This window comes from Arthrobacter sp. Ms25 (assembly GCF_059090365.1).
The window spans coordinates 734,074-749,718 of sequence record NZ_JBNHFP010000001.1; the positions used below are offsets into that span (position 1 = coordinate 734,074).

A 15,645-nucleotide genomic window follows, 5' to 3' on the forward strand; every position below is an offset into this window, starting at 1 on the left:
GAACTTAGGCACTGTCCTTCAGGGCGTCATGGATCCGGATCAGGCGCCAGCGGCCGGTGTTGACATGGTGGGAGAGGTCCAGGGTGCGCAGGTCAGAGCGGTCGCTGACCTTTGCCTGGACCCGCCAGATCTCGGTATCCACCAGTCCGGCACCGTGCCCGCGTTCTGCCCGTGCTTCCTCCTCCCACCAGTTGCGGCGTTCATACCAGCGCACGGGATCAGCCCCCACCTTGTAGGTGCGGCCGCCCCATACCAGCCGCAGGGGCTTGCCCGCAGGCGAGCACACCACCTCTATGCCTTCGCTGAAGACACCCATTTCAGCTTCCTTCCCCGCCGGACCCGTGCACACCGCAGGTGGATCCTCGCCCATGGCCTCCCTCAGGGGACCAACTGGTTATTAACTGCCAACTAATTCGAACATATGTTCGAACGCTTCCTCTTCAGTGTACGACCGGCAGCTGACAATCGGCACCGCGTATGCCGGATCCTGTGCCTGGTCCGCGCAGTCCTGCGGTTCATCCGCTTCCGACGGAGGGGCGTCGGCAGAATCGCACCGCTCTGGTGCACACTGGTTCCAGATTCCCGCCCACCGATGGAGTACCTTTTGGATCCCGAAATCCCGTACCGGAACCCGTATGCCACCCCCGGAGAAACAGATACCCCGGACCAACCCGGGCCCCGGGCGGCACAGCAGCGGTTTGGCAAGGTGGCCATCACCGGCATGGTCATCGTCACCCTCGGCTGGGCCCTGGCACTGTTCCCCTTCTACTTTTGGATCCGCAGCTTGGGCGATGTCAGCGCCGGCGTGGGGGCCTTTCTAAATCTCATCGGCTTCCTCGGCATTGCCGCCCTGGTTGCCTCCGTGGGAGGCTTCATTGCTGCGATCCGCGCCGGCGATAAGAAGCTGGCCGGCTGGCTGTACATTATTCCCTCCCTGCTGTGGCAGCTCCCCATGGCTGCGCTGATCGGCGGGACCCTCCACCTCCTGTCCACTTACGAAGCGACTTAGGCCTCCTCTGCCGCTTCCCTCCGCACCGTGGTGGACAGCGGTACTTCCCGGATAAACAGGCACAGCACCAGGGCGACTGCCACCACGGGCACGCTCAGCAGGAAAATAGGCGGCAAGGCGTGCCCGAATGCCGAGGCAATGAAGTCCTGCGCCGGTGCGGGCAGGCCGCGCAGCATCGCCGGGCTGAGCGAGTTGATGTCCCCGCCCACCGCAGCTCCGGCCCCCGCAGGCGCCCCGGCCAGCTCGTTGCCCAGCCGGTGGATAAAGATCGAACCGAACAGTGCAATGCCGAAGGATGCCCCGATCTGCCGGAAATAGTTCGCCGCGGAAATCGCCGCCCCCATATCCCTGCCGGGCACGCTGTTCTGCACAATCAGGACCAGGTTCTGCATCAGCATGCCGATGCCCATACCCATCACCAGCATGCCGATGGCCGTAAAGCCGTACGGGGTGGTGTCCGAAATCCTCGAGAGCAGCACCAGCCCGGCAATGATCACCGCACATCCCAGCACCGGATAGATCTTGTACCGGCCCGTGCGGGAGATCAGCTGCCCGGTCCCGATGGAGGTAAGCAGCAGCCCGCCCATCATCGGCAGCATCATCAGGCCCGACTGCGTGGCGGTGGCCCGGTTGACCATCTGCAGGAAGGTGGGCAGGTAGGAAATGGTGGAGAACATCGCGATGCCCACGGAGATGCCCACCAGCACGGGAAGCAGGAAATTCCGGCGCCGGAACAGGGCCAGCGGCAGGAGGGGTTCCGGGGCCCGGCGCTCCACCAGGACGAAGGCCGCTCCGGCCGCCAGCGTCACACCGGCCAGGAGAAGGATCTGCGGGCTGGACCAGGCATAGGTGGTTCCGGCCCAGGTGGTCAGCATGATCAGTGCCGCGCTCGCGAGCGCCAGCAGTCCCGCGCCGGCATAATCCAGCTGCGGGCGCCGGCCCTGCGGTTTGGGCAGGTGCAGCGAGGCGATGACGACGGCGAGCGCCACGGCGCCGATAGGCAGGTTGATGTAGAACACCCACCGCCAGGACCAGGCATCGGTGATCCACCCGCCCAGCAGCGGACCGCCCACCGAAGCCAGCCCGAAGGCTGCTCCGATCAGGCCCATGTACTTGCCGCGCTCCCGGGGGGACACCAGATCCCCCAGGATGGCCTGCGCCCCGATCATCAGGCCGCCGCCCCCGATGCCCTGCAGGGCACGGAAACCGATCAGCTGGCCCATGTTCTGCGACAGGCCGGAGAGGACCGAGCCGATCAGGAACACCCCGATGGCGAAAATGAAAATGTTCTTGCGGCCGAACAGGTCACCGAGCTTGCCGTAGATGGGCAAGCCGATGGTGGCGGCCAGGATGTACGCCGTCACCACCCAGGACAGGTGCTCCAGCCCGTTGAGGTCCCCCACGATGGTGGGCAGCGCCGTAGCAACAATGGTCTGGTCCAGGGCGGCCAGCAGCACGGAGAGCAGCAGCCCGGTAAGGACCAGGGGCAGGTTCCGCCCGGGCCCATCCTCCCCGGCTGGTCCGGGGGCGGCTTCCCCCCGGTGTTTTGGTGCTCCAGGCACGGGACGGCCGGTGCCTGCAGGGATACGCGGCGATAATGCTCTGTGGGACATAGGGGATGGTGCTCCTCGCTGATGGCGTCCTATTCCACTTCCGCTTCCACCCGGGCGGTTTTGGACAACGGCTGCTGGACGATGAAGAACGTCAGGATGAACGCCGCGGCCATGAAGGGAACACCCAGCAGGAAAATGGGCGGAAGGGCTTCCCCGAAGGCGGACTTGATGAAGTCCTGGGCGGCCGCCGGAAGCGCTTTGATGGCGTCCGGGCTGATCGAGTTCGCTCCGCCGGACTCTGCGTCACCGGCTCCGGGCGGTGCCGAGGCCAACTGGTCGTTGAGCCGCTGGATGAACAGCGACCCAAACACCGCAATACCCAGCGACGCGCCCAACTGCCGGAAGTAGTTGGCCGTGGACACTCCGGTGCCCATGTCCGTGACCGGAACACTGTTCTGCACGATCAGCACGATGTTCTGCATCAGCGCCCCGATACCCAGTCCAAGGACCAGCATGCCCGCGGCAGTGAATGAATACGGCGTCGTACTGGAAATCCGCGAAAGCAGGACCAGTCCGAGGATCATGGTTGCCGACCCGAGGATCGGATAGATCTTGTACTTGCCGGTGCGGGAAATCAGCTGACCGGTGCCGATGGACGTGGTCAGCAGGCCGGCCGTCATGGGCAGCATCATCAGCCCGGATACGGTGGGGGACGCGCCGTTGACGATCTGCAGGAAGGTGGGCAGATAGGCAATGGACCCGAACATCGCCACGCCCACGGACAGTCCCACCAGCGTGCAGATCAGGAAATTGCGGACGGCGAAGAGCCGCAGCGGCAGGATGGGCTCCCGGGCCCGCAGCTCCACGGGGATAAACACCGCCACGCTGGCCACAAACACGGCTCCGAGCGTCAGGATGGTGGGCGAGGTCCAGGCGTAGTTGTTGCCGCCCCAGCTGGTCAGCAGCACCAGCGCTGCGCTGCCGATGGCCAGCAGGGCGGCTCCGGCATAGTCCAGCGGAATGCCCTTCACACTGTTCCGGGGCAGATGCAGGGCGCCGATGATGACCGCGAGCGCAATGACCCCGATGGGCAGATTGATGTAGAACACCCAGCGCCAGGACCAGTTGTCCGTCAGGTATCCGCCCAGCAGCGGACCGCTGACGGAGGCGAGGCCAAAGGCTGCCCCGATCAGGCCCATGTACTTGCCGCGCTCGCGGGCGGAGACTATGTCTCCGATGATGGCCTGCGCACCGATGATCAGTCCGCCGCCGCCCACGCCCTGGATAGCGCGGTACGTGATCAGTTCAGCCATGCTGTGTGACTGTCCGGACAACGCCGAGCCGGCTAGGAACACGACAATGGCGAAAATGAAGATGTTCTTGCGTCCCAGCAGGTCCCCCAGCTTGCCGTAGATGGGCAATCCGATGGTGGAGGTCAGCAGGTACGCGGTAATCACCCAGGACAAATGGTCCAACCCGTGCAGGTCCCCCACGATCGTGGGCAGGGCCGTGGAGACGATGGTCTGGTCCAAGGCCGCAATCAGCACGGCCAGGATGAGTCCGGTAAATATGAGGGCGACGCGGCGCCCGGAGTGCTCAGGTGACGGCTGCCGGCCGGAAGGGTCCGGGGGCACAGCACCGGAGGCAGAAGGGCCGGGCGGGGCCGCTTCCGGCCGGGCAAGCGTTGCACTGGAATGGGCCGCCAGCGATACGGTATTGACCGGAGCTCCCATGGCGCCGGTCATCCCTGCGATGGGGTGGGTTGCTTGGGTTCCGCGGGCGGAGAAGCGATCTGCCATGCACACCTTCTTGGAGGCCGGGAAAGCCAGACGCAGACACTTTCAATGGCACGACCGCGGACCCGCCACGTCAAGGCTTGGCGGAATCTGTTCCCCCGCCGGCGCGAAACACCCCGGCCCCTGCCGCAGCCGTTGCTCCGCGGGTGCACCGGGCGCAGACTGGCACTAAGCGCGACCCGGCCCGGGATGCCGCAGCCGCACGGGATCCTTTAGCGGGGTACGCCATGAACCACACAATGAGTATCATTTTTCGGGCCATACCGCTTCTGATGGGCGCCGTCTGCCTGTCCTACGGCCTGTACATCCTGGCCGGGCCGAACGACGCCGGTCACTTTGTCGCCGGACACGTCAACGTGGGGCTGACCTCCATCTGTTATGCACTGTTCACGACGGCGGCCACCATCATCCGGCAGCTCATCAACCGCTACGGACGCGTGTGGGGGATCATCCTGCCGCTCTCCGGCTATGCGGCGGCTGTGGCCGCCATCATTTGGGGCATCCTCCTGGCCAACCGGGAGAACCCCCCGGACAACGCCCCGCAGCATCTCACGGCGGGCTTTGTGGTGATCGGCATCGGGTGCGTAGCGGCGTGCGTCAGCACCGTCGCGGCCGCCTCCACCAAATTCACCCTGATCCAGTCGGCTCAGTTACTCGAGCCTCAGGGCGGCCCTCCGGAGGGCGCCCATTCCCGCGCCGCCGGCGCCGTGCTGATCGCGGTTCCGGTGGTGGCCGCCGTCGTCGGTTTCTCCCTGGCGGCCGGGCTGTTGCTGCGCGGAGACAGTCCCGGATTCGTGGCCGGCCACGTTCTGCTCGGCCTGTCGGCGATCTGCACGGCGCTGATCGCCCTGGTTGCGAGCATCGTCCGGCAGGTACGCAATACATTCAGCGAGGGCGAGCGTTTCGCCTGGGCCTGGCTCGTCGCGGCCGCAGGCACCGCCAATGTGCTGCTTGGACTGTTCGTGCTGTTCGGCTTCCACGAGCCCTATCGGCTGGCTCCGGGATGCGTGCTGCTCGGCCTCGGGCTGATCTGCTTCAGCATTCTGTCGAAAGTGCTGTTACTGGCCCTGGTCTGGCGCCGCACCTTTGCCCTGGCCAACCGCATCCCACTGATGCCCATCGGAACCGCGCTCACCTGCCTGTTTTTCGCCGCGTTCCTCTTTGAAGCCGCAGGCACGGACCCGGCGTTCTTTGTCCCCGCGCACGTGCTGGTTGGACTCGGGGCTGTCTGTTTTACGCTCTTCTCCATCGTGTCGATCCTCGAAGCGGGAACGTCGGAGTAGCGCAGCAGGTTCAGGGTCCGGCGGAAACTGTTCCCCGCCAGGTACGGATGCCGGTGCGGACCCGTTCGGGCAGCCCGGCGTCGTCAAAGAGCCGCTGCAGCGAAAAGCCGTCCAGTGCGGCACGGAAGGCGCCGTCCATGCTGGTGCCGTGTTCGGCGCACAGCCGTTCGCTTGCCGCCTCCGGATTGGGCCGTCCCGTCGCTGCCGCGAAGGCATCGGCGTTGCGGACCGTCTCGAAGTAGTCATCCCGGATGTCCTCCGGCTCCGTCTCCGCTGCGGCCAGCAGGACCATGGCGGTCATCCCGGTGCGGTCCCGTCCGGCCATGCAGTGGAAAAGCACCCCTCCGGGCGGCGCCTCGGCGAGCGCGGACAGCACTGCACCCATCCGCTCCGGCAGCCGGGTGAGGTGCGGGAGGTAGTACAGGGGCGTGCCCATCAGCCCGTTGTCCCAGTAGCCTTCCCAGAAGTCCGGATGGTCCTTCAGGCCGTCCAGGTCCACCGGTACGGTGGTGAGCCAGTCCGGGCGGGCCGCGGTGTCCCGGGCGCGCTCGCCGAACTGGCGGAGGTCGACGACAGTGCGGATTCCCAGCGCGTACAGGGCGTCCCAGCCCTCGGGCCGGACCCAGTCGACGCACTCGGAACGGTAAAACACCCCGTGCGGCGTGAACGTGCCGCCGAGCCGCCGTCGTCCGCCCAGGTCGCGGAAGTTCACCAGACCCTCCACGGCGGCAGGGGCACCGGTAGCCGCCGCGGCTGCAGGGAGCTCAGCCGTATCGGGGGAAGCCGTATCGGGGGAATCAGGCAAAGTCCATTCCTTCCGCCGGGCGGGGACGGGTAAGCCAGTACTGGGTGCCTGCGGCGTCCCGGGCCACGATCCCTTCATCCACCAGGTAGCGGCGGATGGCAGCGGGGTCTGCGGTGAAGGCGGCCAGCCGGGTGGTGAGCTCCTTTTCCGTCAGCACCGGACGCAGCCCCGGCTCCGGCGGCCGGGCATGTTCAAAGACCTCCCCGGCCAGGAAATGGAGCAGTTCCAGCCGGTCGGAGCGTTTGCGCGGGTAGGACTCGAGCCGGCCGTTGACCAGGAAGCGCCGGGCAGAGGTCTCGGGCGGGCGTACCCCGGCAGCCAGCAGATCGGCGAAGACGGACGGTACGGGTTCCACCCCGCCACCCCCGGCGCGGAGCAGTCCGGCGTTCTGCAGCACCGCCAGCGACTTGGCTTCCGCAGCGGTGAGGTCCGCAGGGTCCAGGCGGGCGCCGTCGTCGGCCGCCAGCACGGCCCGGGCATACAGGTGCAGGCGGCGCCGGTCCGCCAGCGCCGCGGCTACGGGACGCCAGCGGTTTTCCTGCGGCGCCGGATGATTCATGGGTTCCACCGGACGGGACCAGCGGGCGTGGTGACCTTCATGGGCCATAACCTACCCGATGCTCCGGCCGGGGACCGTGCTCCTAGCTGCGGCTGAAGGCATCCAGCCGGCGCTGGGTCTCCATCTCGCGGCGGATCTTCAGTTCGTAGTCGATAAAGGCCTCGATCATGGCCTTGTACGTCCGTTCCACCACGTTGCAGTCGCCGTCCTGCTCTTCGGCCGCGTGGCGGACGTGGGCGATGACTTCTTCCATGCGCTTGGGCGAGCGGACGGCGTCGTCGTTGTCCTTCAGCCCGCCGGCGAGGCGGACAAGCCGCTGCCGCCGCCAGATCAACGCGACAATTTCCTCATCGATTTCGTCAATTGCTGCCCGGACGTCGTCCAGCTGTCCCGACCCCGATTTCTGTTCAGCTGCTCCCATGTTTTAAAAGTATCCGCCACCAACGGGCAGCAGCCGTAATTGCCGGACTGCGGCGGGCCCGGGCAGCAGGTTTCCGCCGCAGTGTTAAGGGCCGTAATGGGTATTCCCCGGCGGTTGGTGGCAGGATCAGCACATGTTTCCCTCCGTATCCGTGGTCACCGTAGGTGTGCGTGACCTTGAAGTGACATATGCGTTCTACGCCTCCCGGCTGGGCTGGACGGTGCTGCAGTACGTCCCGGAGGAGGTGCTCTTTTTCCAGGTCAACCACGGGCTGGTGCTTTCCTTCTTCCGCGCGGACCATCTGGCGGCCGAGGCCGGGCCGGTCGGCGACATCCGCGACGCCCCGCTGACCCTCGGCCACAACGTGGGCTCCCCGGCGGAAGTGGACACGGTCCTGGCCCGCGCGGCCGCCGCCGGCGGGGTGATCACCGCACCGGGAACCCAGATGAGCTGGGGCGGGTACTCGGGCTACTTCACCGACCCCGACGGCGTGCGCTGGGAGGTCTGCTTTAATCCCGGCCTGACGGTCGACGACGACGGCCGGGTGGCCCTGGCGGCCCCGGCTCCGGACGCCCTGGAGACGCCGGCACCGGACGGACAACCCGTTTAGAAGAGCACGTCCGTGTCTGCCGCGGCGGTGTCCGGATGCAGCAGGTACGCGCCGTCATTGCGGACGTTGCCCACGCCCGGATGGGCTGCGCCCAGCTGCCAGCCGGCGGCGGCCGCATAGGCCTGCCCGGTTGCCGCAGCCAGCAGCCCGGCCGCGGCCGTGCCGGTAAGCGCCGCGGGGTCGATCCAGGCAGCCATTGCCTCCGGGGACAGGGGCAGCGGCAGCCGGTCATGCAGGTCCGCCAGCTCCCGCAGCACCGGTTCGGGGCTGTCCGCCGGCGGTGACGCGACCGTGAGGATCGAGGTCGAGAGCAGCCATCGGTCCGGATCCTCCGGGGCCTTGGCCGGATCCCTCCACCATTCATAGAGTCCGGCGAAAAAGATGGGCCGTCCGTCGGTCCGGGAGACGTAAAACGGCTGCCGGGTCCTGCCGGGACCGGGCTTCCACTCGTAGTAGCCGTCCACGGGAACGGCGCAGCGCCGGGCGGCGACGGCGTCACGGAACGTCGGCTTCTCCAGCACCGTTTCGCTGCGCGCGTTGAATGCCCGCACCCCCACCGAGGCGTCCTTCGCCCAGCCCGGCACCAGGCCCCACCGGGCCACGTGCACCTGCCGGGCCCGCCGCCCGTCCACCAGGCGTTCGAGCACCACCGGGACGTCCGACGTCGGCGCCACGTTCCAGGAGGCGCGCAGCTCCAGGTTGGCGTCCGCTTCTGCTTCTGCTTCGGCCACCAGGTCCGCTGCGGCCCTGGCCATCACGTATCGTCCGCACATGCCTCCAGTCTGCCAGCGGGAATGCCTCCGGCCGGAATACTGTTAGACACAGGCAACGTGTCAACCGATCGACAAAGGAGCACCGCCGTGGCCGCCACAGCCGAAGCCTTCACCCCGGAAACCGGGACCATCACCATGTTCTCCACCAGCTGGTGCGGCTACTGCCGCCGACTGAAGTCGCAGCTTGACCGCGAGGGCATCGGCTACACCGAGGTCAACATTGAAGACGTGGAAGGCACCGCTGACTTGGTAGAGGCGCTGAACGGCGGCAACCAGACGGTTCCCACCGTGATCTTCCCGGACGGCACCTCCGCCACCAATCCCTCCGCCTCCGAGGTCAAGTCCCGGCTCGGACTCTAGCGCCGCGCCTCCGCGTTTGGCCCGGCTTCACGCCGGGCCAGCCGCGACGGCCACCAGATCCGCCGCCCGATGTCATAGGACAGCGCCGGCACCAGCAGCGAGCGCACCACCAGGGTGTCCAGCAGCACGCCGAAGGCGACGATGAAGGCCAGCTGCGCCAGGAACAGTACCGGGATCACGCCCAGGGCGGCGAAAGTCGCTGCCAGCACAATGCCCGCGCTGGTAATAACGCTGCCCGTGATCATCAGCCCGCGGACCACCCCTTCCCGGGTGCCGTGCCCGATGCTTTCCTCCCGCACCCGGGTCATCAGGAAGATGTTGTAGTCCACGCCCAGGGCCACGAGGAAGATAAAGCCGAACAGCGGGACGGCGGGATCCGCGCCCGGGAAGCGGAAAACGTGGTTGAAGACCAGGGCGGAAACACCCATGGTGGCGCCGAAGGACAGCAGCACCGTCAGGATCAGCAGGATCGGGGCCAGCAGTGCCCGCAGCAGCAGCATCAGCAGGAACAGGATCACCACCAGTACTACCGGGATGATGAGGTCCCGGTCATGCGTGGCTGCAGCATTGGTGTCGATGGTCGTAGCCGTTACCCCGCCCACCAGCACGTCCCCGATCCCGGCCACACTGTCCCGCACGGCCGTAACCGCCTCTTCGGCGGCGTCGGACTCCGCAGCGTCCTTCAGAGTGGCCTCCAGCAGGACCCTGCCGTCCACCACCTTCGGTGCACCCGAGGTTCCGGGCACCGGTGAGGCCTGCACCCCGTCGGCCGTCACCGGCAGACTCCCCGCCGGGGTGCCCGTGGCAGTCACGGCCAGGGAATCCACGCCGGGCACGGCAAGCACTGCGCCGGCGACGGCGTCCAGCTCGCGCTCGGGCGCGATGATCTGCGCCGGGCTGCCCGAGCCGGAGGGGAAGTGCTCTCCCAGGACCCGCTGGCCCTCCTTCGCGGAAGTCTGACCGAGCACAAAATCGCTCTGCGGCACTCCCGAGGCGCGCAGCTGCAGCAGGCCCGCGCATGCCACCAGCAGCACGACGGCGGGAATCGCCCACAGCCGGCGCGGGTGCGCCTTCACGGCCCGGGCAACGCGGGGCCAGAACCCCTTGGGTGAGCTGCCGTCCCGGTCCGGATGCGGGGAGCCGAAAGCGGGCCGGCGCGGCCAGAAGGCCGCACGCCCGGTCAGCATCAGCAGCGCCGGCAGCAGCGTCATGGCCGCCAGGAAGGCAAATCCGATGCCGATGGCCGCCACCGGACCCAGGGCCTTGTTGGAATTGAGGTCGCTGAGCAGCAGGCACAGCAGCCCGGCCACCACGGTGGCCGCGGAAGCCAGCACCGGTTCGATCGTTCCCCTGAGCGCCGCCCTGGTGGCATCCCACCGGCCTGCGTGGTCCCGCAGCGACTCCCGGTACCGGGAGACATACAGCAGCGAATAGTCCGTGGCGGCGCCGATGCCCAGGATGAACAGGATGCCCTGCACCTGGCCGTTGAGGGTCAGCGTCCCGGCTTTCGCCAGGTAAAAGACCACCAGGATGGCAGCCGACAGCGCGAAGACGGCGGTCAGCAGGACCAGGAACGGCAGCAGCGGTGACCGGTAGACCACCACCAGGATGACCAGCACCGCCACTGCCGCCACCAGCACCAGCGACGTGTCGATGCCGCCGAACGCCTCGGTGATGTCCGCCAGCTGCCCGGCCGGTCCGGTGACATAGCTGTCCAGGCCGGCGGGGATGCCGTCGCCGGCAACCCCGTCCAGGTCCTGCACGGTGGCCGATGCGCTGTCGTTGTCCTGCACCGGCACAAAGATTTCCGCTGCCTTGCCGTCGTTGGAGAACTGCGGAGGTGACACCGCGCCCGCAACGCCGTCGACCTCGGCCAAAGCGGAAGCCCTGGCGGTGATGAACGACCGGTCCGCCCCGGTCAGGCCGTCATTATTTGCATACACGATCACCGCCGGAATCGCGTCACTGTCAGTGAACTGCCGCTGCAGGTCCGCCACCTGCGTGGACTCCGAGCTGGCGGGCAGATACGAGGTCTGGTTGTTGTCCGCCACTTCGCTGATTTTGCCGAAGTACGGCCCGCCGATCCCGCCCACCGCCAGCCAGGCCAGCACCAGCAGCACCGGCAGCACGAAGATGAGCCCGCCGGTCCGGCGCCCCGTCCCGGAACGCTTCGTCGGGCCTTCGGGGGACGCCGGTACGCTGCTGCCGGACGCTGAGGCGTTCATTGGCCGTCCTTGGGGGGGGTAGTCGGTCCCGCCGGCGCGCTCGCTGCGGACCCTTTCCGCCTCCCATGCTAGGGCGGGAGCGGCGCTGGCGGCAGGCCCGGTGAGGGTTGCGCCGGAAGCGGAAGGGTAATTCCCGGCTTCGCCCCCGGTGAAACGCTTCATAGGATGGAAGACGGGATGCCGGATCCAGGCTTCCCGCCCGGACATCGAAAGAGGCAGCACACACATGGTTCATAAGGTTCAGGCCGTAGTCGTCAAGGAAAAGAACGCCCCCGTCTCGCTGGAGACCATCCTGGTTCCGGATCCCGGGCCCGGCGAGGCACTGGTGGACATCCTCACCTGCGGCGTCTGCCATACCGACCTGCACTACAAGCAGGGCGCCATCAACGATGACTATCCGTTCCTGCTCGGACATGAAGCCACCGGCGTCGTCTCCGCCGTCGGCCCCGGCGTCACCGAGGTGGCCCCCGGTGACCGCGTGGTGCTGAACTGGCGCGCCGTGTGCGGCGAATGCCGTGCCTGCCGCAAGGGCGAGCCGCAGTACTGCTTCAACACCGCCAACGCCACGCAGAAGATGACCCTGGAGGACGGCACCGAGCTGACGCCCGCCCTGGGCATCGGCGCGTTCGCGGAAAAGACCCTCGTGGCCGCCGGCCAGTGCACCAAGGTGGACGACGACGTCGATCCCGCCGCGGTGGGCCTGCTCGGCTGCGGCGTCATGGCAGGCATCGGTGCCGCCATCAACACCGGCGCCGTCCAGCGCGGCGAGTCCGTAGCCGTGATCGGCTGCGGCGGCGTGGGCATTGCCGCCGTCGCCGGCGCGAAGCTGGCCGGAGCCACCACCATCATTGCCGTAGACATCGACTCGGCCAAGGTGGACCTGGCCCTGGCGCAGGGCGCCACGCACGGCATCAACTCCAAGGAGCAGGACCCGGTCGAGGCCATCCGCGCCCTCACCGGCGGCTTCGGCGCCGACGTCGTGATTGACGCCGTGGGCCGCCCGGAAACCTACAAGCAGGCCTTCTACGCCCGGGACCTCGCCGGACGCGTGGTGCTGGTGGGCGTGCCGAACCCGGACATGTTGATCGAACTGCCGCTGGCGGACGTGTTCGGTCACGGCGGCTCGCTGAAGTCCTCCTGGTACGGCGACTGCCTGCCGTCGCGTGACTTCCCCATGCTGGTGGAGCAGTATCGGCTCGGCCGGCTGGACCTGGACGCGTTCGTCACCGAACGCATCGGCCTGGGCGACATCGAGGACGCCTTCACCAAGATGCACGACGGCAAGGTCCTGCGCTCGGTGGTGGAACTGTAATGTTCCGCATCGACAACGTGGTCACCTCCGGGACGTTTTCGCTCGACGGCGGCACCTGGGACGTGGACAACAACGTCTGGATCGTCGGCGACGACGCCCAGGTGATCGTCATCGACCCGGCGCACAACATTGACGCGGTGGCCGATGCCGTCGGCGACCGGGAAGTCATGGCCATCCTGCTCACGCACGGCCACGACGACCACATCCGCGCCGTCGGCCAGGCACGGGACCGGTTCAGCGCCCCGGTGTTCCTGCACGAGGCGGACCGGATGCTCTGGGACGCGGTGTTCCCCGACGAGGGACCGGATGACGTGATCGAGGACGGCGACACGTTCGAAATCGCCGGCCACACCCTGCGCGCCCTGCACACCCCGGGCCACTCCCCCGGATCGGTGTGCTTCTCGCTGGCCGCCGGCGAAGACGTGCCCGAGCCGGTGGTGTTCAGCGGCGACACGCTGTTTAACGGCGGCCCCGGCGCCACCGGCCGCTCCTACAGCGACTTCCCGACCATCATCGAGTCCATCAAGGAACGCCTGCTGACCCTGCCGGCGGAGACGAAGGTACTCACCGGACACGGGGATGCGACGTCCGTCGGTGCCGAAGGGCCGCACCTGGACGAGTGGATCGCCCGGGGGCACTAACCCCTCGGGGCAGGAAGGGGCGGACCGTGGTCCGCCCCTTCCTGCTTTCCCGTGCCGGATCAGGGGCCCGATGCCCTCAGCAAATGCCCCCGGTGAACCGGTCCGGAATTATACGGGCACCTAATCAGTTCCCTTAGTATGACGACAATCGCGATTATTGGAGCAGGACGGGGCCTTGGGGCCGCCGTCGCACGACGATTCGGCGCCGAGGGGTTCTCCGTCGCCCTCATCTCCCGCAACCAGGCCAAGCTGGACGCACTCGCCGAAGACCTCGGCAAGGCCGGCATCAAGGCCCGCGGCTTTGCCGCCGACGTCCGCACACCGGAATCGATCGCTGCGGCCCTGGAGGCCGCCGCCGAAACCCTCGGCCCGGTGGAGGTGCTGCAGTACAGCCCGCTGCCGCAGAAGGACTTTATGCGCCCGGTCCTCGAGACCACCCCGGCGGACCTGGTGGGTCCCGTCGAGTTCTCCATCTACGGGCCGGTCGCCGCGGTCCACCAGGTACTGCCCGGCATGCGGTTCCTCGGGGAGAACCGCGGCACCATCCTCTTCGTCAACGGCGGCTCCGCCGTTCAGCCCGGACGGAACGTCACCGGAACCTCGGTGGCCTTCGCCGGCCAGGCCGCCTACGCCCAGCTGCTGAACGAGGTCCTCGGCGAGGAAGGCATCCACGTCTCCCAGCTCATCATCGGCGGGCGGATCATCGAGGGCGATCCGGAGAAGGATCCGGACGTCCTCGCCGGCGTGCTGTGGGACCTCCACCACCGCCGGGACACGTTCCGCCGCCAGATCAGCGCGGACTGACCGCCACCGGAAAGCATGCAGTCCAATTTCGACACTTAGCAGGGAGTACAGCATGAGCAAGGTCTGGTTCATTACCGGAACATCACGCGGCTTTGGCCGCGAATGGGCGGAAGCGGCGCTGGAACGCGGCGACTCCGTTGCCGCCACCGCCCGCAGCACGGACAGCCTCTCGGCACTGGTGGATACCTACGGTGACCGCGTCCTGCCGCTTTCGCTCGACGTCACGGACCGGGACGCGGTCTTCGCCGCCGTCCGGCAGGCGCAGGAGCACTTCGGCCGGCTCGACGTCGTCATCAACAACGCCGGGTACGGGCAGTTCGGCATGGTCGAGGAGCTTTCGGAATCCGAAGCACGCGGCCAGATCGAGACGAACCTCTTCGGGGCGCTTTGGGTCACCCAGGCCGCCCTGCCGTTCCTGCGCGCGCAGGGCAGCGGCCACATCATCCAGGTCTCCTCCATCGGCGGCATCTCCGCCTTCCCTTCCGTGGGCATCTACCACGCCTCGAAGTGGGCGCTGGAAGGACTCAGCCAGTCACTGGCGCAGGAGGTTGCCGGCTTCGGCATCCACGTCACCCTGATCGAACCCGGCGGATTCTCCACCGACTGGAGCGGCAGCTCCGCGAAGCACGCCGAGCCCCTTCCCGCTTACGACGGCGTCCGGGAGCAGGCGGCGAACCGCCCGAGCCGCAGGGGCACGCCCGGGGACCCGCACGCCACGCGCGGACCGCTTCTGCAGATCGTGGACTCCGAGAATCCCCCGCTGCGGGCCTTCTTCGGCGAAGCCCCGCTGGCCATCGCCAAAGCGGACTACGAGTCCCGGCTCGCGTCCTGGGAGGCATGGCAGCCGCTGGCCCTCGAAGCCCACGGAGGCAGCAACTGATGCCCGGCCAATTCCCCCTGACCGTGGAGACCCCCGCGGTTCTTGACGCCGTGCGCCTCATCCAGGACGAGCTCGCCGCTGCCGCGGACGGCCTCCGGGAGGACCAGCTGACCGCGCTCACCGAGGAAATCCGGCAGGCCAAGCGGATCTTCGTCGCCGGCGGCGGGCGCAGCGGACTCGCCCTTCGGATGCACGCCATGCGCCTGATGCACCTGGGACTGACCGTGCACGTCGTGGGTGAGACAACGACGCCGGCCATCGGCGCCGGCGACCTGCTCGTCGTCGCCTCCGGATCCGGCACCACCGCCGGCGCCGTCGCTGCAGCGAAGACCTCCGTGTCCGTCGGTGCCCGGGTGGTTGCCCTCACCACGGACAGCGGATCAACGCTGGCGGAGACGGCGCACCGCGTGGTGGTGATCCCCGCGGCGCAGAAGACCGACCACAGCGGCGCTGCCTCCCGGCAGTATTCCGGCAGCCTCTTCGAACAGGCACTGCTCCTGGTGCTCGACGCCGCCTTCGCCGCCCTCTGGAAGGCCGACGGCACCCCCGCCGAGGAGCTCTGGCCCCGGCACGCGAACCTCGAATAGCTCGCTTCCCCCACAACTTTTCCATCC

General features: G+C 67.8%; 17 protein-coding genes. 9 read left to right on the forward strand and 8 right to left on the reverse strand.

The features are described from left to right. Nucleotides 1-4: 4 nt before the first annotated feature. Nucleotides 5-316, reverse strand: coding sequence for a DUF6504 family protein (locus tag AC5RT8_RS03375; RefSeq protein ID WP_494094275.1), 312 nt, complete (start codon nt 314-316; stop codon nt 5-7). Between the two features lie 288 nt (nt 317-604). Here AC5RT8_RS03375 and AC5RT8_RS03380 point away from each other — a divergent pair, with 288 nt between their 5' ends. Continuing rightward, on the forward strand, nt 605-1,009 hold the full coding sequence (locus AC5RT8_RS03380; protein WP_494094276.1) for a DUF4064 domain-containing protein: 405 nt from the start codon (nt 605-607) through the stop codon (nt 1,007-1,009). On the opposite strand, the gene AC5RT8_RS03385 is transcribed toward AC5RT8_RS03380, so the two are convergent. Continuing rightward, nucleotides 1,006-2,571, reverse strand: coding sequence for an MDR family MFS transporter (locus AC5RT8_RS03385; RefSeq protein WP_494094277.1), 1,566 nt, complete (start codon nt 2,569-2,571; stop codon nt 1,006-1,008). The genes AC5RT8_RS03380 and AC5RT8_RS03385 overlap by 4 nt on opposite strands. An 80-nt stretch (nt 2,572-2,651) precedes the next feature. After that, entirely contained in the window at nt 2,652-4,361 is a 1,710-nt protein-coding gene (locus AC5RT8_RS03390; protein ID WP_494094278.1) for an MDR family MFS transporter, read from the reverse strand. A 236-nt stretch (nt 4,362-4,597) separates the two neighbouring features. Between AC5RT8_RS03390 and AC5RT8_RS03395 the strand changes: the two genes are divergently transcribed. After that, nucleotides 4,598-5,641, forward strand: a complete 1,044-nt coding sequence (locus tag AC5RT8_RS03395; protein ID WP_494094279.1) for a DUF2776 family protein — start codon at nt 4,598-4,600, stop codon at nt 5,639-5,641. Nucleotides 5,642-5,651: 10 nt separating this feature from the next. Here AC5RT8_RS03395 and AC5RT8_RS03400 read toward each other — a convergent pair whose 3' ends face one another. From AC5RT8_RS03400 to AC5RT8_RS03410, 3 genes are read right to left on the reverse strand one after another with little or no spacing between them, the layout of a single operon-like run. Continuing rightward, entirely contained in the window at nt 5,652-6,446 is a 795-nt protein-coding gene (locus AC5RT8_RS03400) for a tyrosine-protein phosphatase (protein ID WP_494094280.1), read from the reverse strand. After that, complete coding sequence (locus tag AC5RT8_RS03405) at nt 6,439-7,053, reverse strand: DUF2087 domain-containing protein (RefSeq protein WP_494094281.1); 615 nt, start codon at nt 7,051-7,053, stop codon at nt 6,439-6,441. Before AC5RT8_RS03405 ends, AC5RT8_RS03400 begins: the two co-directional genes overlap by 8 nt. 34 nt (nt 7,054-7,087) lie before the next feature. Next, on the reverse strand, nt 7,088-7,426 hold the full coding sequence (locus AC5RT8_RS03410) for a chorismate mutase (RefSeq protein WP_494094282.1): 339 nt from the start codon (nt 7,424-7,426) through the stop codon (nt 7,088-7,090). 133 nt (nt 7,427-7,559) lie between these two features. Here AC5RT8_RS03410 and AC5RT8_RS03415 point away from each other — a divergent pair, with 133 nt between their 5' ends. After that, nucleotides 7,560-8,036, forward strand: a complete 477-nt coding sequence (locus AC5RT8_RS03415) for a VOC family protein (protein WP_494094283.1) — start codon at nt 7,560-7,562, stop codon at nt 8,034-8,036. Here the strand turns inward: AC5RT8_RS03415 and AC5RT8_RS03420 are convergent. Then, complete coding sequence (locus tag AC5RT8_RS03420) at nt 8,033-8,809, reverse strand: SOS response-associated peptidase (protein WP_494094284.1); 777 nt, start codon at nt 8,807-8,809, stop codon at nt 8,033-8,035. The genes AC5RT8_RS03415 and AC5RT8_RS03420 overlap by 4 nt on opposite strands. Before the next feature lie 135 nt (nt 8,810-8,944). Between AC5RT8_RS03420 and AC5RT8_RS03425 the strand changes: the two genes are divergently transcribed. Beyond that, nucleotides 8,945-9,169 (forward strand): mycoredoxin, encoded by a 225-nt coding sequence (locus AC5RT8_RS03425; RefSeq protein WP_494094534.1) that lies wholly within the window; start codon nt 8,945-8,947, stop codon nt 9,167-9,169. On the opposite strand, the gene AC5RT8_RS03430 is transcribed toward AC5RT8_RS03425, so the two are convergent. Beyond that, nucleotides 9,166-11,394, reverse strand: a complete 2,229-nt coding sequence (locus AC5RT8_RS03430) for an MMPL family transporter (protein WP_494094285.1) — start codon at nt 11,392-11,394, stop codon at nt 9,166-9,168. The genes AC5RT8_RS03425 and AC5RT8_RS03430 overlap by 4 nt on opposite strands. Before the next feature lie 226 nt (nt 11,395-11,620). Between AC5RT8_RS03430 and AC5RT8_RS03435 the strand changes: the two genes are divergently transcribed. The 5 genes from AC5RT8_RS03435 to hxlB all read left to right on the forward strand — a co-directional run bounded on the left by AC5RT8_RS03435 (nt 11,621) and on the right by hxlB (nt 15,618). Beyond that, nucleotides 11,621-12,706: an S-(hydroxymethyl)mycothiol dehydrogenase gene (locus AC5RT8_RS03435; RefSeq protein ID WP_494094286.1), complete on the forward strand. Its 1,086-nt coding sequence runs from the start codon at nt 11,621-11,623 to the stop codon at nt 12,704-12,706. Further along, nucleotides 12,706-13,347, forward strand: a complete 642-nt coding sequence (locus AC5RT8_RS03440; protein ID WP_494094287.1) for an MBL fold metallo-hydrolase — start codon at nt 12,706-12,708, stop codon at nt 13,345-13,347. Before AC5RT8_RS03435 ends, AC5RT8_RS03440 begins: the two co-directional genes overlap by 1 nt. Nucleotides 13,348-13,485: 138 nt before the next feature. Beyond that, nucleotides 13,486-14,151 (forward strand): SDR family NAD(P)-dependent oxidoreductase, encoded by a 666-nt coding sequence (locus AC5RT8_RS03445; protein WP_494094288.1) that lies wholly within the window; start codon nt 13,486-13,488, stop codon nt 14,149-14,151. Nucleotides 14,152-14,203: 52 nt separating this feature from the next. Next, entirely contained in the window at nt 14,204-15,031 is an 828-nt protein-coding gene (locus tag AC5RT8_RS03450) for an SDR family oxidoreductase (protein WP_494094289.1), read from the forward strand. Then, a complete protein-coding gene (gene hxlB, locus AC5RT8_RS03455) occupies nt 15,031-15,618 on the forward strand; it encodes a 6-phospho-3-hexuloisomerase (RefSeq protein WP_494094290.1) in 588 nt (195 codons plus the stop codon). Before AC5RT8_RS03450 ends, hxlB begins: the two co-directional genes overlap by 1 nt. The last annotated feature ends 27 nt before the right edge of the window (nt 15,619-15,645 follow it).

Bases quoted from the DNA above. Each gene is read 5' to 3' on its own strand.
- AC5RT8_RS03425 (WP_494094534.1), top strand. From the start codon at position 8,945: ATGTTCTCCACCAGCTGGTGCGGCTACTGCCGCCGACTGAAGTCGCAG.
- AC5RT8_RS03440 (WP_494094287.1), top strand. From the start codon at position 12,706: ATGTTCCGCATCGACAACGTGGTCACCTCCGGGACGTTTTCGCTCGAC.
- AC5RT8_RS03395 (WP_494094279.1), top strand. From the start codon at position 4,598: ATGAGTATCATTTTTCGGGCCATACCGCTTCTGATGGGCGCCGTCTGC.
- AC5RT8_RS03450 (WP_494094289.1), top strand. From the start codon at position 14,204: ATGAGCAAGGTCTGGTTCATTACCGGAACATCACGCGGCTTTGGCCGC.
- AC5RT8_RS03410 (WP_494094282.1), bottom strand. From the start codon at position 7,426: ATGGGAGCAGCTGAACAGAAATCGGGGTCGGGACAGCTGGACGACGTC.
- AC5RT8_RS03445 (WP_494094288.1), top strand. From the start codon at position 13,486: ATGACGACAATCGCGATTATTGGAGCAGGACGGGGCCTTGGGGCCGCC.
- AC5RT8_RS03420 (WP_494094284.1), bottom strand. From the start codon at position 8,809: ATGTGCGGACGATACGTGATGGCCAGGGCCGCAGCGGACCTGGTGGCC.
- AC5RT8_RS03405 (WP_494094281.1), bottom strand. From the start codon at position 7,053: ATGGCCCATGAAGGTCACCACGCCCGCTGGTCCCGTCCGGTGGAACCC.
- AC5RT8_RS03390 (WP_494094278.1), bottom strand. From the start codon at position 4,361: ATGGCAGATCGCTTCTCCGCCCGCGGAACCCAAGCAACCCACCCCATC.
- AC5RT8_RS03435 (WP_494094286.1), top strand. From the start codon at position 11,621: ATGGTTCATAAGGTTCAGGCCGTAGTCGTCAAGGAAAAGAACGCCCCC.
- AC5RT8_RS03375 (WP_494094275.1), bottom strand. From the start codon at position 316: ATGGGTGTCTTCAGCGAAGGCATAGAGGTGGTGTGCTCGCCTGCGGGC.
- hxlB (WP_494094290.1), top strand. From the start codon at position 15,031: ATGCCCGGCCAATTCCCCCTGACCGTGGAGACCCCCGCGGTTCTTGAC.
- AC5RT8_RS03430 (WP_494094285.1), bottom strand. From the start codon at position 11,394: ATGAACGCCTCAGCGTCCGGCAGCAGCGTACCGGCGTCCCCCGAAGGC.
- AC5RT8_RS03415 (WP_494094283.1), top strand. From the start codon at position 7,560: ATGTTTCCCTCCGTATCCGTGGTCACCGTAGGTGTGCGTGACCTTGAA.